The organism is Virgibacillus subterraneus (assembly GCF_900110695.1).
Lineage (GTDB): Bacteria > Bacillota > Bacilli > Bacillales > Amphibacillaceae > Lentibacillus > Lentibacillus subterraneus.
This window is the reverse complement of record NZ_FOEH01000003.1, coordinates 274,016-295,187: the sequence shown is the minus strand read 5'-3', so window position 1 is coordinate 295,187 and position 21,172 is coordinate 274,016. Positions and strand designations below refer to the sequence as shown.

The window sequence follows — 21,172 nt, the reverse complement described above, 5'->3', positions numbered from 1 at the left end:
CTACATTTCAAGGTAGGGAAAGATTTCCTATGAAAAAGTGTGAGTAGCTGGCCTAAACCTATATTTTCATTATTTTTCTTTTATAAATTTATTTGTTAATCGGCCTATCTTTTCAATTTCTATCGTCACCTCATCACCAGGTTGTAACCATTGCCGCTTCTCTTCAGGATAACCGAGTATGACCCCTTCAGGTGTTCCCGTTAAAATGATGTCACCAGGCTCTAATGTCATAAATTGAGAAATATAGCTGACAAGTTCATCTACATCGAAAATTAAATCAGATGTATTTGAATCCTGACGTACTTCTCCGTTTAAATAGCAACTTATTCTCAAATTATTGGGATTATTAATTTCATCTGCTGTAACAAGATAGGGGCCTACTGGGCAAAAACCATCCAAACTTTTACCAGTCAACCACTGATTTGTACGATTTTGCAAATCACGTGCTGACAAATCATTGATGTTACAATAACCGAAAATATATTGCCGAGCTGTCTCGCGCGAAATATACTTTGCCTGCTGCCCGATAACTACCCCTAATTCCGCTTCGTAATCATATTCCTTGGCAACATTCGGTAATGTAACTTCTTGTAGGTGCCCTCTAAGTGTATTATTAAATTTGTTAAACAAAATAGGATAATCTGGCACCTGCATTCCGGATTCTTCAGCATGGCGCTGATAATTCAATCCTACACAAATGATTTTTGCTTCTTGAGGAACACATGCCAGATACTCGATGTAGCTTTCGTCTACTAAGGGCAGATCATATTCCTTAAGATAACGCTCAACCTGCCTAATATCACAATTTAACAATTCAGTCAACGTATAAGGTAATGAAATGATTCCCTCTTCCTTTTTTACACCAACTTTTTGAACACCATTTTGTAGAAATGATAACAAATACATTGTACAGTCCTCCTCCAATTTTATTAATGATCAATATTATCAATATCAGTTACAAAGTAACTATCTTTTATTATCACTCGTGTTTGCCCTAACATCTTGTTCAAACTTTTCGTATTGCCGCTCTCCTTCAGCCAAACGACTCTCAAAATGAGCGACGAAATTGGTATCTATATATCTGGCTTGATTTTGGCAATCACATCAATCTCGATTAGCATCCCAGGAGCCAATCCGCTGACAACAGTTGTTCGAGCGGGAAAAGGCACCTTAAAATAATTTTGATATACCTCGTTATATTCAGCGAACAAAGCATGGTCTGTAATATGTGCATTAACTTTTATGACGTGATCCAATGAGGACTTTGCTTCTTCTAAAATGGCTTGAATATAACCCATAGTAATTTTTGCTTGTTTCTTCATATCTAGCCCTTGAAGGACGTTGCCATCCTTATCTAAAGCTCCTTGACCGGAGACGTAAACCCAACCGTCAACAACGACGGCTTGTGAATACAAACTTCCTGGTTTACATGCTTCTTCTGCTATTACTTCTTTACGTATTGTCATTATTTTCTCCTCTCAGATTGCAATTGTAATTAGAAACTCTGGCAGTAATAAATGGTCTGAATCAACCTCGTTATATCTGGTCAATGGCCGTTCTATACTTTGTGAAATTTTTGGATACCTTAAAAAAGCTCAGCTTTTCAAGGTAAGTTTTTTTGAGATATAATCGCCTTACAGATGAGAATTGCTCTCTTCATACCATTTCATTTTGGTCTGCTGTCCCCTTAAACTGGGCCTATATTCAAAAATTTGCATACTTTTACATTACTAACTAATCTAATCTACTTTATCATAAGGACTGATACCCTACTGAACCTTTGCCAAGGGAATAGAATGCCCAGATATACAGTAACTGTCAACCTTTGGCGAAGTTACCAATTGGACCAACCTCCATCTATTATTAAATTATGACCGGTCATGTAACGGGATGCCTCAGATGCCATAAAAACAATAGCCCCTTTAATGTCATCAGCCTCAGCAAATCTTCCTAAAGGAGTCATCTTCCTGTAATTTTCTACAAATTCTTCTGCCTTTATTTCATCTTTAGAACCAACCTCATTGTAACCGCCGGGGCTAATGCAGTTGACACGAATATTATCCTTCCCGTAATAGTTGGACATCCATTTCGTGATCCCAACCATCCCCCATTTGGCATATGTATATTCGATGCCACTAGTCATCCCTGTGTTTCCATAAACAGGGAAATGTGGGCCCTGCACACCCTGAATAGAAGATATGTTGATAATATTCCCCTTTTTTTGTTGCTTCATATGTTGGACAACATGCTGGCAAATCGACATCAAACCTGTACCATTCACTTTTTGAGCGTTTTCCCAACCTTCGACTGTTGTTTCTTCCAAATCGTTTAATCCATAACGGGAAACTGAATTATTCACTAAGATATCAATTTGACCATACATCTGTATAATCCGCTTTGTAAAATCTCGGATATCTTGTTTATTACTTAAATCTAACTTTAGACCAATAGCTTCATACCCCTGTTTTCGCAAATTATTCGCTTGTTCCTTGCATTTGGCAGCATTTCGTGAAGCAATGACCACCTTTGCACCACCCTCACATAAAGCTAAAGAGATATGTTTTCCATATAAACCAGCACCACCTGTAACAATTGCCACTTGTTTGTCAAGTCGAAACATTTTCAATGTCTGCATTTTTTGTCACCTCCCATTATTTCTTTAAATCTTTTTTTTATATTTTTTGAAACAACATAACTTTCATATTCAAATGAGCGATTCATCTTGATAAACCGCATAAAACCACAGAAGTTTTTATCAGATTAAACCTTGATTTTACTTTAGGTTATCATCATTGATAATAATTGTCAAAATATAATCATAATTATGAATTTATTTGAATTTCGCGTACCGGCAAGTCTGGTTTTTAGCTGAATTATCCTGTGACTATGGGGGATTCTCTCTATTACATTTTGTTCTATTAAGCTACCTTACCTCCTTCAAGTAGCTCTTTAACGTATTCATATTTTAGAGATGTTATGTTTGAATACCAACAGTTCCGGATACGAAAACTGAGGTAATGTTCACATACAAAAGCTTTTCAAACAGGTTCTATAGCTCTCGACAATACTCTTTCATCCTTATCTCATCCTATAATTCTTCAAACAATCCACCCAGTGTTTCATATCATTAATCCTACGAAAATAGGCCTAAATGGAATAAAAAAATTATACGTTATTGTTATATGGACAACCTGAGTATTGAAGTTCTGCGATTGGCATTTCCCTAATCGTAGTTGTTGCTTTTCCTCCTTGAAAAAAACTTTTAACTATCCAGCGGATGGAATACACCCCAAGCATTTCAATGAGAGACAAAGTCTTATCCATAAAGAGGAAAGGTTTCCAATCTTTTGGATACGGATATCAAACAAAAATAAAGTTTCATCGTTTCAACAATACCTACATAGTCGACAGTCACTTCAAAATAGCGTACATCATCCCTTTTGCGACAACGCTTCTCCTTCCCCTCTTTCTTAAGGGTTTCTGGATTTGCTTGTTGTTCACTAAATTTCCGCTATTATCATATTTTCTAAAGTCCTTTTTCATTGCACCAATTCGTTTTTGATACCTCTAAAGGAGAAATAAACTCTTTACTTGGGAACTAGCTGTCCCCTAAACATAATATGCTTGAAACCCATGCTTCGCTGTTCTTTTTAACAAAGATTATTTGCGACTTTGTCCACATCACACTCTTTCTTATGCTTTGCCCATTAATTCGAGGTCTGTTTTTTTGTATTGTTCCTTCCGATACTTTCGTTACACTGAATTTTCTCCTTAATAAAAAGAAGGCCACCATAAAAAGAAAAGTAAAAATTCCCGTAAGCGTAAACTTAAATAGGTAAGAAAGGTGAGAAATCTCCCCTATCTAAACTTGGCCGGGTGAAAAGATTGATCGGAAGGAGGATCCCGAGATAAAAAAACTTTTATCGGATCGTCTTTTCAATTTCTTTCAGACCCTGTTTCTTACTGTTTCTGCTAAGTGGGATAAGTCGGGAAGCAGAACAACTTTAGGTCACAGGCGATAGCGGCCCATCATCATCTCATCCTACATCCGAATTAATTTATATAATATTCCAAATATTAGGTTTACAAGCATTTGGCAAGCTGGTAAGATTATACTTGAGTAAAATTAATGTTTTACTCAATAAAACCTAGACAAGGTGTGATGTGAAATGACTTGAGAATTTTATGAAATATCCATAGTCATTGTGAATTAGATAACTCAATATATGGAAAGGATGGTTTGTTTGATAATGAAAGTTGACGGAATAAGAGGTTTGAACTTTACATTAATTCAAAGAATAGCTATTTCCTTTATTTTTGTTGTTTTGTTTACGGGATTGCTATTTTCAGAAAGTATCGAAGCTGCTGAATCTTCAGGTCTACAGGTTGTAGAAGCCTGGAATGTGACAGATGAAAACACTTTCCCTGATGGAAAAATTTCGCAGGCACAGCGTCCTGCTATAACTGAGGCACCTAATGGGGATTTATTAGCTGTATTTAATACATCTGGTGATGCACACCCTGGCGGAGAACTAAGGTTAATCCGTTCAACAGATAAGGGACGTACGTGGGGACCATCTGAACTTGTAGCGTACTCTAAGCTCTTCGGTGAACAAGGAAGTATTTCTTTCACACGTGGAATGACTACCCTCAAGAATAAAAAAATTTTACTACCGTACAATGATGCTGTAAATCACTCCAATTATAACAATCGTGAATCTAAATTATTTATTGCGACCTCCACAGATAACGGTGAAACTTGGCAAGGAAAAGATAGTGCTGTTGATCTTCCGCAACCAATTCGAGAAGCCCATGTTGGTGGTAGTCAAATACTTGAATTAGATGATGGTACACTTCTACTGCCAATTTGGGGGGCAACCAAGCTTGTTGATGATTGGGAAACAGATCCAATGAGATGGCGATCAGGTGTACTTCGTTCCTTTGATGGTGGGGAAACATGGACTGACTATAGCACGATTGCCTATGACCCAAATAATCCACCCCAATATCCACCATATCATGGAAGCAAATATCCAAGTGGAGCAAATGAATTAGCATTACAAGTTCTTCCTGATGGTCGGATTGTTGCTATTATTCGCTATGCAGCGGGGGTGGGGCCAAACAAAGGGCAAGTTTACTTATCTTACTCAAGTGATCAAGGAAAAACATGGACAGATCCAGTAGCAACTGGACAACAAGCAGAAGCATTATCCTTATCTCTAGGTCAATGTACCAAATACTTGCCTAAAGGTAAATCTAAACTAATTATGGGTCATAGATACTTATCCGAATCAGGAAAACGGATGGGAAAAGCTGCTATTAGTGTATCTTATGATGCTGGTGTCACTTGGGAACAAGCTACTTATTTACAGGATCCAAGTGGTACAACTAATTTGGGTGCAGCAACCGGGGAGCCAGCTTTTTACCAACTAAATAAAAATCAACTGCTAGTTTTATTTCAAGTTTCCCTTGATGGTGCTCCTTACAAAATTGTAGCCAATGTAATTGAGGAAACCTCTGATCAAAATGCATGCATGGATCAGTACGAAACTGCAAAAGAAGAGTCTGAGACAAACCCTGATTTCTTTATAGAACGAAATGACCGTGACCAATGGGCATGGCCGTTTGCAGTACGGAAAACAAGTCATGCAAGTGATACTATTGTTCAAGATGTAATTGACACAGAAGCATCGAAGCTTAGTTGTATTAAATCTAACTCACTCGCCTTACTGAAAAATGGAATTCCACTAGACCGTGAAAGATCTTTAGCTGATGTTGGGGTTAAAAACGGCGATGTGCTACAACTGTTAGACAGAAAACCGCCAATAAATCATGTCCAAGTTGGTTTTGCCGAACTAGATGTGTCACCGAAAACTCGACACATATATGGTTGGGATAATGCTTGTACCACTGGACCTCTAGCTTTGGACTATCACTCTCGCAGCTTGGGTATTAAGGTAGATATTCCTGATACACAAGTTATTGATACAGTAGAATTACGTAACCGTAACAGTACGAGTGGTCTAGGTGAAAATGACTATCGGTTATTCTCGAGTAAAGATAATGATAACTATACTGAAGTGACAGACTGGTCGTTTACATCAAGAATAGAAGATGGACGACTTATCCATAAGTTCTCAAATTTAAATGTATCTGATCCATATATAAAGATTCACCAACCAAACACCGGAAAATCCTACTCTTTTGTAATTAACAACGTCAGAGAAGATGTTCAAGTAAAGTTTAGAGCAGCAGTAAAAAATGATTAACTATATTTATAGAATCCAAATAGTTAATATGAGACATGATCTGGTTAAACTTAAATACTAACCTGTCTCTTTGCTCTATTTGATATAGTTCAGCGATCATATCTCCTAGGGTTTATAATTAAAATATGATTGTATAATTTTTATTAAAGAGCTCTCTTGTATTGGGAAGTCTACCAGCTGTTTATATATGTGCATATAATATAAGTTGTGTTCAAAAATCGAGTAGGAAGGAGTACCCCCGACTTCCCAACGGTTCCTTATATGACAGTTTCATTTAAGTCCAACGCATAGTTTGATATCGACAGCTTTTACAAAATGCCCTTTGAAAAGAGTACAGATTTTTGAGAATCTGTACTCTTTTTCGTAGAAACCTATTTTAAAAAGGGCACTTTATCAGTGGTCTCAACCTGTCCCAATTGTCCCTTAAAAGATTCCGATTGTAGCTAGTAGGATTACTACGATTACGGAAATTACTGGTATTAGCACTGCAACGACAAATAAGTCTTTATAGCTGTCTTTGTGTGTCATTCCTGTTATTGCGAATAGTGTCAGTACGGCTCCATTGTGTGGAAGGGCATCAAGTCCGCCTGACGAAAGTGATGCAATCCGGTGAAGCTGTTCTGGATCTATTCCTGTGTTTTGGGATATTTGATAATACTTATCTCCAAGAGCTTCCAAAGCTATACCCATACCACCTGAAGCCGAACCTGTGGCACCAGCAAGTATATTAACAGCAATTGCTTCGGAAATTAACGGATTCCCTTTTACTCCCATTAGCAGTTCTGTTAACCGTTCGAACCCAGGAACAGCCCTAACTACCGTACCAAATCCTACTGCTGCACTTGTATTAATTATCGCTGTTACAGAACCAACTGCTCCGGCATTAATTGTTTTAACAAAACCTTTAAATTTCGAAATATTAAGCGCCATAATTAACACAATTCCTGCTATCAGCGCCACTACAACATCCCAGCCAAATACATTCAATGTAATTAGAACTGTTAAAAGTGGTAATATCGATAACAGAAATGAAGGTGTATCTCCCTCCACATTAATAAATTTGTTATCCTTTGGCTCCGTAAAAACTTCTCCTTTCGCTGTCATCTTTTTTTCACGCCAGCGTAAGTACAAGTAACCACCAACAGCCATTACTATCCCTGCAACTATCCCCATGACAGGAGCTGCCATAGCGTCAGTATGAAAATAATCCATCGGAATCAGATTTTGTATCTGTGGTGTTCCGGGTATAGCTGTCATGGTAAATGTAAATGCACCAAGCGCAACCGTTGCTGGTATCAGTTTTCTGCTGATATTTGCTTCACGGAACAATGTTAATGCAAGAGGATAAACAGCAAATACAACTACGAATAAACTTACTCCTCCATATGTTAATACTGCTGCGGAAACCAGCACACCCAATATTGCACGCTGCGTGCCGATAACTTTAGTAAACGCAACTGCAACAGATCTTGCCATCCCTGTATCTTCCATTAATTTACCAAATACTGCCCCAAGCATAAATACAGGGAACCAGTCTTTTGCGAACGAGACAAACCCACCCATATATGTGTCTTTGTATGCCTCGAGAATATCCAAACCACCTGTGATTGCCACTACCCCGGCAGCAATTGGTGCTACCCATATAATCGACCATCCCAGATACGCTAGTACCATTAATACGACAAGTCCTAGTAAAATACCAAACATTCAAAAACCCCTCCTAAAAATATAAATCAATTAAATTACGTTGCTTCTACAACCATAGCGATGCCTTGGCCGCCACCAATACATAAAGAAGCAATTCCATATTTTTTATTTCTTCTCTGTAATTCTTTTATAACGGCATAAAGCACTCGTGTACCGCTTGCGCCAATTGGATGACCTAATGCTATAGCTCCACCATTGACGTTCACTTTTTCCCTGTCCAGACCTAACTCTTTTTCAACAGCAAGATATTGTGCCGAAAATGCTTCATTTACTTCTATTAAATCAATATCATCTAATGATAAATTCGAGTTCGCCAAAGCTTTATTAATGGCAGGAACCGGGCCAATACCCATATAGGCTGGGTCAACACCGCCTACTCCCCATGAGATTATCTTCGCAATTGGGGTTGCCTTGTTTTCTTGGACAAACTTTTCATCTGCCAAAACTACTGCACCAGCACCATCATTTATCCCGCTGGCATTTCCGCCAGTTACCGTGCCATCCTTTTTAAAGGCAGGTTTTAATTTAGCAAGTTTTTCGGTACTTGTATCTTCACGGATCTGCTCGTCATTCTCAACATAAGTTGAACCTTTTCTGGATTTCACTTCAACAGGCGTTATTTCTTCTGCAAACTTACCCTGATTTCTAGCCTCTGCTGCCCGCTGATGGCTCAGGTAAGCGTATTCATCTTGCTCCGCACGTGAGATAGAATATTTTTCTGCAAGGTTTTCTGCCGTTAATCCCATACCACCGCCAATATATTCATCTGTCAAAGCGGCCCAGAGCATGTCATCAATTTGAGGTGTTCCCAAATTCGTTCCAAAACGACTTCCTCTTAGTGCATGTGGTGACAGACTCATGCTTTCAACACCACCAGCAAGCGCCACTTGACCTTCACCAAGCATGATTGATTGAGCTGCAGAAACTACCGATTGTAACCCTGATCCACACAGGCGATTCACCGCAAGAGCTGGGCTTGCATGTGGGATACCGGTTTTTAATGCAACATGTCTCGAGAGATATGGAGCATTTTTGGACGAGTGAATAACATTCCCCATCACAGTTAAGTTGATATCCTCAGGACTTATCCCGCTGCGTCTGATTGCTTCCTTGCTTGCTGTTACACCAAGATCTGTTGGGTCGCTGTCTTTAAGGCCTCCCCCGAAAGTTCCAAACGGAGTTCGTGCCCCTTCTAAAATATATACATCGTTCATCTTCTCACTCCTCATAGATTAGCAGATTCTATTTATTGAGCTGTGTTTGATATTCCGGGACAAGGGACCTGTCCCCATGTCCCTTTTACTGTGCTGTGTAGCCTCCATCTAATACAACTGCCTGACCTGTTACACCTTTTGCTTTATCACTGGCAAGGAACATTGTGTAATCAGAGATCTCCTTAACAGATAACAGGCGTTTCTGTGGAACTAACGGATAAATAACATCCTCTAACACTTTTTCGAGTGAAACATTTCGGTTACCTGCCAAATCTTCAAGCTGATTTCGGACAAGCGGGGTATCCACGTAACCTGGACATACAGCATTAACTGTAATTCCGTGTTCAGCTCCCTCTAGCGCTGTAACTTTTGTCAGTCCAATCACACCATGTTTTGAACTGTTATAAGCGGCTTTTCCAGCAAAACCGATTAATCCATTAATCGATGCCATATTTAAAATCCGGCCATATCCTTGTTTCTTCATGATTGGAAATACATGTTTTGTTGCCATAAATGGTGCAACAAGCATAACCTTTGTAATGAATTCGAATTTTTCAGTTGGAAAGTCTTCAATTGACGCAACATGCTGTAACCCGGCATTGTTGATCAAAACATCAATTCTGCCATATCGTTCAACCGTTTTATCAATGGCTGAGGTGAGCTCATCTTCCTTTGTTACATCACACTTTATTCCAAAGCAGTCATGCCCTTCTTTACTCAGTTTTTCCGTAACTTCATTAACTTTTGCTTCATTGATATCTGAGAAAACAACCTTTGCTCCATTCTCAGCAAAATCAACACCAATCTCGTACCCTATTCCACTTGCTGCACCTGTAATAAAAACAACTTTATTATCTACTAACATGTGAATCCCTCCATTTTTTTAAAGTGATGCCGTTTTCAAATTTTCACTCACAATAAGTTCTGCTTCTGTAGATTGAATAACCTCATCAACTGTCCAGCCGTTCGTTACCTCTACTAATTCTAGTCCAGCATCAGTAACATCAATTACTGCTCGATCCGTTATTATCCGGTTAACAACACCTTTTCCTGTTAACGGAAGTGTGCATGCTTTTAAAATTTTCGGCTGGCCATGTTTGTTAACATGATCCATGATAATAACAATTTTTTTAGCTCCATGGACAATATCCATTGCGCCACCCATCCCCTTGATCATTTTTCCAGGGATCATCCAATTAGCTAAATCTCCTGTTGCTGAAACTTCCATGCCACCGAGGATAGCAAGATCGAGGTGTCCTCCGCGAATCATGCCAAAGGATTCCGAACTGCTAAAATAAGATGCACCTAATGATGCTGTAACGGTTTCTTTTCCGGCATTAATTAAATCAGGATCGACTTCCTCCTCTTCTGGTGATCTGCCAATACCAAGCAAGCCATTCTCTGACTGAAGAACAACTTCTTTACCTTGCTGAATATAATTTGCAACCATTGTCGGCATGCCAATTCCTAAATTCACATATGAACCGCTTTCAATTTCCTGCTCCGCACGTTTTGCAATGTTTTCACGGATTGTGGCTTTATCGGCTTGGTTTACCATAAATAATTATCCTCCTCTTAAGCTTGTTTTCTTAATGTTAATCGTTCGATCCGTTTCTCTTGCTTACCTTCAATTAGCCCTTGCACATAAATACCAGGGGTGTGAATATGGTCTGGGTCAAGATCACCCGGTTCAACCAGCTGCTCAACTTCAGCAATTGTCACCTCTCCTGCTGCAGCAATCGATGGACTAAAGTTACGGGCTGTTTTGTTGTACACAAGGTTTCCGTTTTTGTCCCCTTTTGCTGCCCGAACAAGACTGAAATCTGCTTTTAATGCAGTCTGTAGCAAGTACTCCTTATTATCAAATGTTCGTACTTCCACACCTTCTGCAAGTGGTGTCCCGACTCCAGCTGGTGTATAAAATGCAGGTATTCCAGCTCCGCCCGCGCGAATTCTCTCTGCTAATGTGCCTTGAGGAACAAGCTCAACCTCTAAATCACCTGATAAAACCTGGCGTTCAAATTCCTTGTTTTCCCCAACATACGAGCCAATCATTTTATCAATCTGTTTATTTTTCAGCAGCAGCCCAAGACCCCAATCATCAACACCGCAATTGTTGGATATTACAGTCAGATGCTTTACATTCGATTCCACTAAAGCAAGTATCAGATTCTCCGGAATTCCGACAAGGCCAAATCCGCCCACCATAATAGTGGAACCGTCCTGAATGTTCTTAACTGCTTCATTAAATGATGTATAGGTATTTTTCATCTTTTACACTCCTCTCACAATTATATATGCAAAAACCATGCCAACTTCAGTGATCTTAAGAAAATGTCACAATATCGACGTTTTTAGCTCGAACGAAAAAAATCCAAATTCCGATTTTACGGAAAATGGATTTGAATTCTTATTTAATAGTAATGTAAGCCCTTACTTATATAGTAATTCCACGAACACGGAATACATTTCCGAAATCACGGAAAGTTTATATTCCATATTTTTTTATCTTATCGTACAATTTAGATTTGCCGATTCCCAGCAGTTTTGCAGCCTTCATCTTATCGCCGTTTGCTTTATTTAAACTTCTTTCAATCGTTTGCTTTTCCGTGTTATTCAGGATTTCCTTTAACGTGCCATTCTGTTGCAGGATATAGGAATTGGGCTGGATATGGTCTGGTAAGTCTTCCAATGTAATAATTTCGGTATTCGTTAAGTGGACCGCCGATTCAATAACATTTTCCAATTCCCTAATATTCCCCGGCCATTGATATGTCATGAAACAGTCCAAAACAGTCTGGTCGAAGTCGATAACCCGTTTACCTGAGCGCTTTGTCACTTTGCTAAGGATATATTTGGATAAAACCCGCAAATCCTCTGTTCGTTCTCTAAGTGGAGGTATCTGAACCTGTACAACATTTATCCGGTAAAATAAATCATCCCGAAAGCGCTGTTCTTCGATTAATTTTTCCAGGGACTGATTTGTGGCAGCTATAATCCGCACATCTATCTTTTGAGTATCATTTGCCCCAAGCGCTTCAACTTCTCCTTCTTGTAAAACCCTTAAAATCTTTACTTGGGCACTTAATGGCATATCTCCAATTTCATCTAAAAAAACGGTACCACCATTAGCAAGCTGAAACTTACCTAATTTGCCACCCTTTTTAGCTCCTGTAAAAGCACCTTCTTTATAGCCGAATAATTCCGATTCCAGTAAATGTTCAGGTATCGCTGCACAGTTAACCTTAATAAAAGGGTTACTACTTCGTTCACTCAGGTGATGAATACTGTGCGCGAACAGTTCTTTACCTGTTCCACTCTCTCCTCTTAGCAATACGGAAACATCGCCAGGTGAAACTTTTTTTATTTTATTCTTCAATTCATTCATTTGCGGGGAACTGCCTACAATATCATGGAGCGAGTATGTTGTTCCATGCTGATTATTCAATTGACTGCGGTAATGTTCGAGCTCCAGTAATAAATCCTTTATATGACTGTTCATCTTTTTCCATTCTTTTGTATCACGAAACAGGACGGTTCCAACGGCGCCAACTACTTCCCCATCAGAACGTACAGGAATACGATTTGCGATCATATGATTACCACGGATATATTGAAGGTCAGCAATTTCTTCCTTTCCGGATTTAGCAACTATATGCATTCTGCTATTTTCAATGACATCGGTTACATGTCTGCCAATCACTTCTTGTTTATTTGTTTCCAGAAAGTCACAATACGTATTATTCATGTATGTTATCAAGCCATCACCATTTACTACAACGAAACAATGGTAAGCGTTCTCAAAAACCGTTTCAAAAATCTCTTCTTTATATTTGTCTGCTAAATGATGCATTGTTACACCCCTCCATACGTCAATTATATTATAACAAAAAGAATAAGGGGGGAAACAGGTTTCTATTGAGACAAGCAATCCAAATTGTACCAACTGTTTAACGAACGAATGACTTATAATAAGTTATTAGATAGGCTGTTTTAAAAAGATTGTTGCTTTTTCCAGGAAATGAATCTTAACAAGTAGCTGATATAAACTGCGCCACGACTTCATCTTGATTTCCTTCCATCCTTTATATGGGAAGTGCTGATCCAACGCTGCAGAAAAATACTCGACCAGGTTCTCATAACACTCATGTTCATTCCGCAGTCAGTTCGGTTAATAACTCTGTTTCGTAGTTTCTGAAAGCAATTCCCCTTCTATCAAGCTCAATCATTAATAAATCAATAAAATCTCTTTCCAGTTTTAGTCTCAACGCCTTCTTATATGCGTTTAATAACGCTTCGTCACTTAAATATATCATCATTTTAATACCCCTATTATAATTATATTTAATCTATCGAAAATAAATCAGAATTTTCATGGTATAATAAGTATAGCAATCTCTATCTTTCTATTTAATATAATAAATGTTACCTACAGGATGCTTTCAATTCAAGACGAAAAGCGAAATGTGTCGAATTGCCACAAACGAAGGCATATTGATTTTACTACCTAAAGGGTATAGTAAAAACTTGCATCATAAGACTGGGGGGGGGAGTAATGAAGAGAGAATGGTTAATCCGACTTCGTAAGTCAAAACAATTCACGCAGGAAAAAGTGGCTTTAGATGCTTATATTGACAGGGCTTTTTATTCACAAATTGAAACTGGAAAGCGTAATCCCAGTTTTAACATTGCTCTAAACATCGCAAAAGTTTTAAATTTTGATCCTATGAAATTTTTTCAGGATAATCTTAATATTGATCAGAGAACCCCTTCATATCGTCATATACCTGAATATTTCAGAAGTATGAATAGAGGAGATATACTATACCTCTTTAATAATTTTGATAACTATCTTGAACATGTAGTAACATTCCTTATTACCGGTGTTCATCAAGACAGTTATTGTATTATCATCGAACAAAAAAGGAATTACATACAAATTCAGCAACGACTGGAAAATTTCTTAACGAAAAGTGAAATAGAAGATCATATTTATTTTATCGACCAGGAAGTGATACTTCAGAATGAACCTAAGGATATCGTAGGTATATTTCATAAATTACAGGATATGTTTAAAGAAGAAAATCCTGTACGTATATGGATGTTTGAAGAGCAATATACCGAAAATGATTGGATTGCGGAGTTAGGCAGTTACCTTGATTTAGAAGAAGATCATACTTTGAAAGTAACTCACAGAAATATATTATTTTTACGTGCATATGACTCTTCGCTGATCTCAGCAGGTCTGCATATCAAGAAGATGCATTGCTATTCCTATCTTATGACGGATTCTGAAATAGTAGATTCTCCGTTTTATCGTTCATGTAATAAATCGTTTATCTTCCCTTCCCTGTTCATCCAAGTGAAATAGTAGAACAGGATTTAAATATGTTAGGAAACATGCCCGTGACGGATTTGAATTATATCAAACTGAAGACCTCCAATCCTATGTATCCAGTGAGGATTTGGAGGTCTTTAAAAGTTGGTCCTGCAGAGAATTGGAATACTGGATTTAGTTTAGTAGCCGTGTAATGTCATGCTCTTCCATACCTGGAGACGCAACGCAAATCATACCACCGCACAAAGAGACTTTCCGCCTTCCAGAACTTTCATCACTTCTCTCGCAACCAGCATAGCTGTACGGGATTGCGATTCATCTGTTAAACCGGCAATATGTGGGGAAAGGTGGATGGATTCAACCTTGGAAAGTGGAGAACCCTTCTGAACAGGCTCTGTTTCCAGTACATCAAGATACGCCCCGGCAATTTCCCCAGATTGCACAGCCTCCACCAAATCCTGCTCATGCACGATTCCGCCTCTTGCTGAATTGATCACATAAGCATGGTGCTTCATGCATTCAAAATTATCTTTGCTGATCATATGCCGTGTTGCTTTTGTCAGTGGGACATGGATGGAAACAAAGTCTGAGTGAGTAAGCAACTCATCAAGTGTTTCCACCGGCCGAACACCGGTTTCTGCCAGTATATGATCGAATGGCTTAACAAATGGATCATAGCCCATGATATTCATTCCGAAAGCATTGGCCCGTTTAGCAACACGGTGGGCAATTTCACCCATTCCGACAAGTCCGAGCGTTTTCCTGTTTAATTCGTATCCCGTAAAGAACTTTCGATCCCAATTGCCCTGACGAACATCAGCATCTGCTTTAGCCAAAGGACGATAGGCATCCAGCATTGATGCCATTACATACTCTGCAACAGACGTCGCATTCGCATGTATAGCCGGGATGACTGGCATGTTTCTGGCTTTTGCCGCGTCCAGATCAATGTTATCGAGTCCAACACCAAGACGGCCGATGACTTTGGTGTTTATTGCTGCATCAAGCAATTCAGCATCGACCTTTGTTTCATTCCTGACAATGAGTGCATCATAGGCCGGTGCCAATTCAAGCAGTTCACTTCTTTTCCGTGACAACTCCATATCATAATCCACGGAATAGCCATTGCGCTTGAGCTCTTCAATTCCATCATCCCACATTAACTCGGTTATGAGCACCTTCATGAGCCTTCACTCCCTATGTGAGTAATTTATTTACCTATGTATCTGTTCCTGACTCTTGACTTAATTATACTGTTCTAAAGTTCCTAATTGATTATATGCATGCAAAGGGTAAATAATCTCATCGTGCGAAATTAAAAATAGAGCAGCATCATTATAGATACTACTCTTCTCTCAAGCTAACTTATTTTTTATAAATATTGCCTATTTTGCTTTTTGCATATCCATCCGGTTATTTTTCAGGAACATATAAAACGATGAACCAAAAATGATGATATAGCCAATTATACTGAGTATCGTCGGAATTTGTCCGAATAGAACAATGCTTAATAATGCCGAATAAACGACCGTCGAATAAAAGAAAATCGATATTTCATTAGCTGGTGCAAATTTATAAGCAAGCGTTACTCCAAATTGACCGACAGTGGCACAACACCCAGCCAGGATAAGGAATGCCCATTGCTTCATACTCATCGGTTCGTAAAAAAGAATTGTGAACGGCAGTAGCGCCACTGTTGCGAACAAAGAAAAGTAAAAAACGACGGTATAATATTTTTCTTTATTTCCCAAAACCCGAAGAAATGTGTAAGCACCAGCAGCGAACACTGCTCCGAGTACACCAATAATGTACGGAAAAATCTCTACGGAAAATTCGGGCTGAATGATGAATAATGCGCCAATAAACGCTGCGATTACAGCAAAGACCTGAAACCGGCGAGCGATTTCTTTCAAAAAAATCGCCGAGAATATAATAAGAATGAACGGACTGAGTTTATTCAACATCTCAGCATCAGATAAAACCAAACGATCAATGGCATAAAAGTTCAAAACAATTCCAACAGTCCCAAGTGCAGAACGGGAAAGCAGAAGCTTCTGATGCTCTTTTTTTCCGAACAATCTTTCTTTATGATACATCACGATGCCTAATGTAATAATAGCAGCTACAATATTGCGAAAAAATGCTTTCTGTACTGTTGGCAAATCACCGGATAGCTTCACAAGGGCCCCCATAAGTGAAAAACCTAAAGCAGATACCAATAATAATATAATGCCTTTGTTGCGATCAGACATCAGTTGTTCCTCCAATAGCTAATTTCTTAATCACTTGAACTATGCTATTACAAAACCAGAAGAATGGAAAGAAATTTGTTTAATGAACGAAGTAAAGGCTCCTTAAAGCTGTGAACCCTCGAATTTCGAGGGTTCACAGCTAATTGAGTTTAATGATTCCGATTGGGCTCGAACCAACGACCTCATGCCTGTCAAAAATTTTCAATGAAATCCATTTGGTTCAATTGAGGAAAATAAAATTTAATACGTTTGGTTTATCAAGAATTAATTAATATTAAGCTTAAGAATAGGTATGATAGCAATTTTCTACTAGAAACGTATCAGGTTTTGTAGCAAAGGAAAGGTTAGGTAAATAGTTGAACTATGCTGATTAGAAAACTTGGCACTGACCAAGCCTTAATGGCGTGTGCCCTAGTTGCACTTAAGCAATAAGGAAGAATTTATACTCTTGTATGAACTAGTTTGATTACAAATTCATTTTCATAATAGCTGGTGTCTGCGTGTTGCAAAGGCACGGGGTATTCTTTAACTTCTATAAAGGGCTTAACGAGCGGACACAGGAGACGCTATTTCTATATAAAAGTGACCTTTTCGAAGTTATCCGGACACAGAAGCACTTATTTTTCATATATCATGGTTAATAGAGGGCATTTGTGCCAAATAAGGTCCCTCGTGTCCGCAAACACCACCATTTTCGCGGATTTCTCCCTAATAAGGTCTCTGCTGTCCGCCAAACCTCAAATTTCCATATGAAAACACATCTCTAATTCGATTAAAAATTCATTTTCATGTTAGATGGTGGCTGCGCAATCGACAGCTATGTTGGTTTCTTAACTGCAACTAAATCTTACTGACCTTATTACGAAATCACAACGAAATCACAAACAAAGAAGTAAATTCTACAAATTTAACATGACACACATCCCTTACTTGAGGGATAAAACTATCCATTTCCAAATATATCACAACCATTGACCAATCCAACCTATTTCACAATAAGTACAGGACAGTTCGCTTACTTAGCGACCTTGTGGCTTACACTCCCCAACACAAATTCCTGAAGGGCATTATTAAGACCCCTGCTTCCAATTATCACAATGTCAATTTCGTTTTTATTACTATATTCTACGATCGCAGGGCCGGGTTCCCCATGTAGAATTTTTATATCGTAGGAAATTCCAGCCTCTTTTACTCAAAAAACTCCTATTTTGCAAGATTTGTGTTTTGGTGTAAAACAGATGAGAACTTTTGTTGAAAGTATACGCTAACCTGAAAGCATTGGACTTGTGATGAGGTAGAGTTGAAATATTAATTAATCTAAGTATTACAAAACGTATTTACTTTGTGTATCCTTCGGCAGTAAGGGCTTTTAACTTGTATGGCAGTCTCACCCAAATACACCTAGCCTTCTATGAAGTTCGTGTTCCTCAAGGCGGAGATTTGCCGCCGACTTCCTTCAGATTCTCGGTCACCCCAGACACCCTTGTCTTAAGCTAACCGCTACTACCGCCTTCGCGGTTCGGGACTCTAACCCTAAAGAATGTGTGCATGCCTGGCACACCATAAAATGCCCCCTCTGTCACTCAGAGGGGGCTATTTAGCTTATTTTAACAAGCTTTTAATTTCTTCTTTATTGTTATCAAATCCAATGAGGTTTTTCACCAGTTTTCTTTTGCCGAAAACCCCTTTTTTATAAAAAGCGAACAACGGAACGATCCGGTTGCCGGAGATTTCCTTCATCTCCTCTTCAAATTCGGGATTTTCCCCAACATTTTTATGCTGGTACTCAATATTTTCAGATGCTAAATACTCTTTCGCATCCTGACAGTCTGAGCAAATCGGGCGCGTATAAAGCACAAGATCCAAATTTTTTTTCATTGCTTTTCACACTCCTTCTGTTACTTATTGTCTTTTTAAGCTAACTCAGCAACTTAAACAGTAGAGGGTTTGAATTTTTTCAAGCGTAATGCGTTAAGCAATACCGACACGGAACTAAAACTCATCGCCGCCGCTGCAATCATCGGATTCAGCAATGGTCCTCCGAACAAGTATAGGATTCCCATCGCAATCGGAATTCCTGATACATTATAAGCGAATGCCCAGAATAGATTTTGTCGGATGTTTTTAATCGTCGACTTACTCAAGTTGACCGCCGTCGGCACATCCATCAAATCACTTCGCATCAAGACAATATCTGCTGATTCCATCGCGACATCGGTGCCGGATCCGATAGCAATCCCGATATCCGCCTGGGCCAGTGCAGGTGCATCATTAATACCGTCACCGACCATTGCTACTTTCTTTCCTTCTCCCTGCAGTTTCTTCACTTCGGCTGCTTTATCTTCCGGCAGCACTTCGCTTAAGACACGGTCGATTCCTACTTGTTTGGCGATAGCGGCTGCAGTAAGTTTGTTGTCCCCGGTGATCATGGCAACTTCCACGCCCATGTCATGGAGTTTTTCAATTGCTTTCACACTTGTATCTTTAATCGTGTCTGCTACTGAGATGATACCTGCCAACTCTCCATCAAGCGCCACGAACATTGGCGTTTTCCCCTGATTGGCCAATTGATCGGACGTCTCGGAAAAAGCATCCAGTGCAACTTTGTTATCAGCCATTAACTTGCGGTTGCCTATTAGTACATTACTGCCTTCAATGGTCACTTCGATACCATGACCAGGAATGGCTGTGAAGTTTTCGACCTTTTTAAAAGGAAGGTTGTTTTCTTCCGCATCTTCCACGATTGCTTCACCAAGCGGGTGCTCTGACCCTTTTTCTGCCGATCCTGCCAGTGTCAATAACTCATCTTTTGATATCTCTTCCTTGGCAATAATGACGTCAGTAACTTTCAATTTGCCTTCTGTGATCGTGCCCGTCTTGTCAAATACGATCGTTTCAATTTCATGGGTAGTTTCAAGCGCTCCACCACTTTTAATTAAAACACCATTTTCCGCACCTTTACCGGTACCGACCATGATTGCAGTCGGTGTCGCTAACCCAAGCGCACATGGGCAGGCGATGACTAACACGGAAATAGCGATGGTAAACGCGAATAATCCAGTCTGACCGCCAAAATACCAGGCTAATCCGGAAACTAAGGATATGACGATAACGATCGGCACGAAGTAACCGGAGATGACATCAGCCATCTTAGCTATTGGTGCTTTTGAGCCCTGCGCATCTTCCACCAATTTGATGATTTGTGATAAGGCTGTATCCTTGCCTACTTTTGTCGCCTTATAGCGGATGGTTCCATTTTTGTTGATGCTTGCTCCGATGACATTGTCGCCTGCAGCTTTCTCGACTGGAACGCTTTCTCCGGTCAGCATGGATTCATCCACGGAAGTCGCCCCTTCAACTACAATGCCGTCGACCGGCATTTTTTCACCGGGTTTAACGATAAGGATGTCGCCTTCTGCCACTTCGTCCACGGAGATTTCCACTTCTTTTCCGTCTCGCACAACGATCGCGGTTTTTGGAGCCATGCCCATCAATTTTTTAATAGCCTCTGAAGTTTTCCCTTTCGACAGTGCTTCAAAATACTTCCCTAACGTAATCAAAGTCAAAATAACTGCCGCTGATTCGTAGTATAAATTCATCGCATAGCTTGCATCTCCCATTAACACGAATATCGTAGCAATCAAACTATACAAGTAAGCTGCACTTGTTCCTAAAGCAATCAAAGAGTCCATATTCGGATGGCCTTTGAACAATGTTTTGAATCCTACGGTGAAGAAGCTTTTCCCTAAAATCATTACCGGGGTGGTCAGGATCAGCTGCGTGATGACAAAGTTGACCGGATTCAACTCTGGGTCAATGAACCCTGGTAAAGGCATTCCGATCATGTGTCCCATCGACATCAAAAGTAATGGAATGGTAAATAGACCAGAGAGCCAAAAGCGTCGCCACATGTCTTTGATATGCTGCTCTTTTTTCTCCCGGTCTGTATCCACAGAGCTTGCTGCGTCAATTTCTTCATATGCTTCATATCCCGCACCAGCTACGGCCTCTTTGATATCTTTTACGGACACTATAGCTGGATCATACTGGATGACCATTTTTTCAGTTGCCATATTCACATTTGATTCGATGACGCCTTCAATCTTTCTCGTCGCTTTTTCTACCGATTGAACGCATGATGCGCACGTCATCCCTTCCACTTTGAACGTCTTGGTTTCTGTATCCGCCACCGCTTTGTATCCAGATTGTTCCACGGCTCCATAAATTTCTTCCAGGGAAACCGAGCTTTCGTCATAATCTACTTTCAACTTTTCGGTTGCAAGGTTGACACTTGCTTCTTTTACACCTGGCAGCTTCCCCGTTGATTTTTCAACGGATTGCGCGCATGATGCACACGTCATCCCTTCTATATTCAACATCTTTTCCATACGG

16 protein-coding genes and 1 pseudogene are annotated in these 21,172 nt (G+C 39.5%); 2 read left to right on the top strand and 15 right to left on the bottom strand.

Translation table 11 applies throughout. The annotated features are described in order from the left end of the window. Positions 1-69: 69 nt before the first annotated feature. The 3 genes from BMY13_RS11120 to BMY13_RS11110 all read right to left on the bottom strand — a co-directional run bounded on the left by BMY13_RS11120 (position 70) and on the right by BMY13_RS11110 (position 2,635). Positions 70-906 (bottom strand): fumarylacetoacetate hydrolase family protein, encoded by an 837-nt coding sequence (locus BMY13_RS11120; protein WP_092504595.1) that lies wholly within the window; start codon positions 904-906, stop codon positions 70-72. A gap of 167 nt (positions 907-1,073) precedes the next feature. Next, positions 1,074-1,466, bottom strand: a complete 393-nt coding sequence (locus BMY13_RS11115) for a RidA family protein (RefSeq protein ID WP_092504593.1) — start codon at positions 1,464-1,466, stop codon at positions 1,074-1,076. A 368-nt stretch (positions 1,467-1,834) separates the two neighbouring features. Then, complete coding sequence (locus tag BMY13_RS11110) at positions 1,835-2,635, bottom strand: SDR family NAD(P)-dependent oxidoreductase (RefSeq protein WP_217649054.1); 801 nt, start codon at positions 2,633-2,635, stop codon at positions 1,835-1,837. A gap of 1,615 nt (positions 2,636-4,250) precedes the next feature. On the opposite strand from BMY13_RS11110, the gene BMY13_RS11105 reads away from it, so the two are divergent. Next, positions 4,251-6,269 (top strand): exo-alpha-sialidase, encoded by a 2,019-nt coding sequence (locus BMY13_RS11105; protein ID WP_245736095.1) that lies wholly within the window; start codon positions 4,251-4,253, stop codon positions 6,267-6,269. A gap of 423 nt (positions 6,270-6,692) precedes the next feature. Here BMY13_RS11105 and BMY13_RS11100 read toward each other — a convergent pair whose 3' ends face one another. From BMY13_RS11100 to sda, 7 genes are all read right to left on the bottom strand, one after another. Continuing rightward, the gene (locus BMY13_RS11100) at positions 6,693-7,976 is read right to left on the bottom strand and encodes a GntP family permease (protein WP_092493725.1); all 1,284 of its coding nucleotides are present in this window, start codon (positions 7,974-7,976) and stop codon (positions 6,693-6,695) included. A gap of 35 nt (positions 7,977-8,011) precedes the next feature. Beyond that, positions 8,012-9,190 carry a thiolase family protein gene (locus tag BMY13_RS11095; RefSeq protein ID WP_092493724.1) on the bottom strand — a complete coding sequence of 393 codons (1,179 nt, stop codon included), beginning with the start codon at positions 9,188-9,190 and terminating at the stop codon, positions 8,012-8,014. A gap of 85 nt (positions 9,191-9,275) precedes the next feature. Then, positions 9,276-10,055 (bottom strand): 3-hydroxybutyrate dehydrogenase, encoded by a 780-nt coding sequence (locus tag BMY13_RS11090; protein WP_092493723.1) that lies wholly within the window; start codon positions 10,053-10,055, stop codon positions 9,276-9,278. Positions 10,056-10,073: 18 nt separating this feature from the next. Further along, on the bottom strand, positions 10,074-10,748 hold the full coding sequence (locus BMY13_RS11085) for a 3-oxoacid CoA-transferase subunit B (RefSeq protein WP_092493722.1): 675 nt from the start codon (positions 10,746-10,748) through the stop codon (positions 10,074-10,076). 17 nt (positions 10,749-10,765) lie between these two features. Next, positions 10,766-11,461, bottom strand: a complete 696-nt coding sequence (locus BMY13_RS11080) for a CoA transferase subunit A (RefSeq protein ID WP_092493721.1) — start codon at positions 11,459-11,461, stop codon at positions 10,766-10,768. A 217-nt stretch (positions 11,462-11,678) separates the two neighbouring features. Then, on the bottom strand, positions 11,679-13,043 hold the full coding sequence (locus BMY13_RS11075) for a sigma-54 interaction domain-containing protein (RefSeq protein WP_092504589.1): 1,365 nt from the start codon (positions 13,041-13,043) through the stop codon (positions 11,679-11,681). A 298-nt stretch (positions 13,044-13,341) separates the two neighbouring features. Further along, positions 13,342-13,509, bottom strand: a complete 168-nt coding sequence (sda, locus tag BMY13_RS11070) for a sporulation histidine kinase inhibitor Sda (protein ID WP_092493719.1) — start codon at positions 13,507-13,509, stop codon at positions 13,342-13,344. Between the two features lie 236 nt (positions 13,510-13,745). Between sda and BMY13_RS11065 the strand changes: the two genes are divergently transcribed. Further along, entirely contained in the window at positions 13,746-14,561 is an 816-nt protein-coding gene (locus BMY13_RS11065; RefSeq protein ID WP_092493718.1) for a helix-turn-helix domain-containing protein, read from the top strand. 197 nt (positions 14,562-14,758) lie between these two features. Here the strand turns inward: BMY13_RS11065 and BMY13_RS11060 are convergent, their stop codons facing one another. The 5 genes and pseudogenes from BMY13_RS11060 to BMY13_RS11040 form a co-directional block, all read right to left on the bottom strand. Next, the gene (locus BMY13_RS11060; protein WP_092504587.1) at positions 14,759-15,712 is read right to left on the bottom strand and encodes a hydroxyacid dehydrogenase; all 954 of its coding nucleotides are present in this window, start codon (positions 15,710-15,712) and stop codon (positions 14,759-14,761) included. Positions 15,713-15,913: 201 nt separating this feature from the next. Further along, entirely contained in the window at positions 15,914-16,780 is an 867-nt protein-coding gene (locus tag BMY13_RS11055) for a DMT family transporter (RefSeq protein ID WP_092493716.1), read from the bottom strand. 1,015 nt (positions 16,781-17,795) lie between these two features. Beyond that, a pseudogene (locus BMY13_RS11050) lies at positions 17,796-17,969 on the bottom strand (universal stress protein); the annotation flags it as partial. 413 nt (positions 17,970-18,382) lie between these two features. After that, entirely contained in the window at positions 18,383-18,658 is a 276-nt protein-coding gene (locus BMY13_RS11045) for a glutaredoxin family protein (RefSeq protein WP_092504585.1), read from the bottom strand. Between the two features lie 53 nt (positions 18,659-18,711). Continuing rightward, complete coding sequence (locus BMY13_RS11040) at positions 18,712-21,168, bottom strand: heavy metal translocating P-type ATPase (RefSeq protein ID WP_092504583.1); 2,457 nt, start codon at positions 21,166-21,168, stop codon at positions 18,712-18,714. Positions 21,169-21,172: the final 4 nt, after the last annotated feature.

Bases quoted from the DNA above. Each gene is read 5' to 3' on its own strand.
- BMY13_RS11105 (WP_245736095.1), top strand. From the start codon at position 4,251: ATGAAAGTTGACGGAATAAGAGGTTTGAACTTTACATTAATTCAAAGA.
- BMY13_RS11080 (WP_092493721.1), bottom strand. From the start codon at position 11,461: ATGAAAAATACCTATACATCATTTAATGAAGCAGTTAAGAACATTCAG.
- BMY13_RS11085 (WP_092493722.1), bottom strand. From the start codon at position 10,748: ATGGTAAACCAAGCCGATAAAGCCACAATCCGTGAAAACATTGCAAAA.
- BMY13_RS11110 (WP_217649054.1), bottom strand. From the start codon at position 2,635: ATGCAGACATTGAAAATGTTTCGACTTGACAAACAAGTGGCAATTGTT.
- BMY13_RS11120 (WP_092504595.1), bottom strand. From the start codon at position 906: ATGTATTTGTTATCATTTCTACAAAATGGTGTTCAAAAAGTTGGTGTA.
- BMY13_RS11045 (WP_092504585.1), bottom strand. From the start codon at position 18,658: ATGAAAAAAAATTTGGATCTTGTGCTTTATACGCGCCCGATTTGCTCA.
- BMY13_RS11075 (WP_092504589.1), bottom strand. From the start codon at position 13,043: ATGCATCATTTAGCAGACAAATATAAAGAAGAGATTTTTGAAACGGTT.
- BMY13_RS11040 (WP_092504583.1), bottom strand. From the start codon at position 21,168: ATGGAAAAGATGTTGAATATAGAAGGGATGACGTGTGCATCATGCGCG.
- BMY13_RS11055 (WP_092493716.1), bottom strand. From the start codon at position 16,780: ATGTCTGATCGCAACAAAGGCATTATATTATTATTGGTATCTGCTTTA.
- BMY13_RS11095 (WP_092493724.1), bottom strand. From the start codon at position 9,190: ATGAACGATGTATATATTTTAGAAGGGGCACGAACTCCGTTTGGAACT.
- BMY13_RS11065 (WP_092493718.1), top strand. From the start codon at position 13,746: ATGAAGAGAGAATGGTTAATCCGACTTCGTAAGTCAAAACAATTCACG.
- BMY13_RS11060 (WP_092504587.1), bottom strand. From the start codon at position 15,712: ATGAAGGTGCTCATAACCGAGTTAATGTGGGATGATGGAATTGAAGAG.
- BMY13_RS11115 (WP_092504593.1), bottom strand. From the start codon at position 1,466: ATGACAATACGTAAAGAAGTAATAGCAGAAGAAGCATGTAAACCAGGA.
- BMY13_RS11100 (WP_092493725.1), bottom strand. From the start codon at position 7,976: ATGTTTGGTATTTTACTAGGACTTGTCGTATTAATGGTACTAGCGTAT.
- BMY13_RS11090 (WP_092493723.1), bottom strand. From the start codon at position 10,055: ATGTTAGTAGATAATAAAGTTGTTTTTATTACAGGTGCAGCAAGTGGA.
- sda (WP_092493719.1), bottom strand. From the start codon at position 13,509: ATGATGATATATTTAAGTGACGAAGCGTTATTAAACGCATATAAGAAG.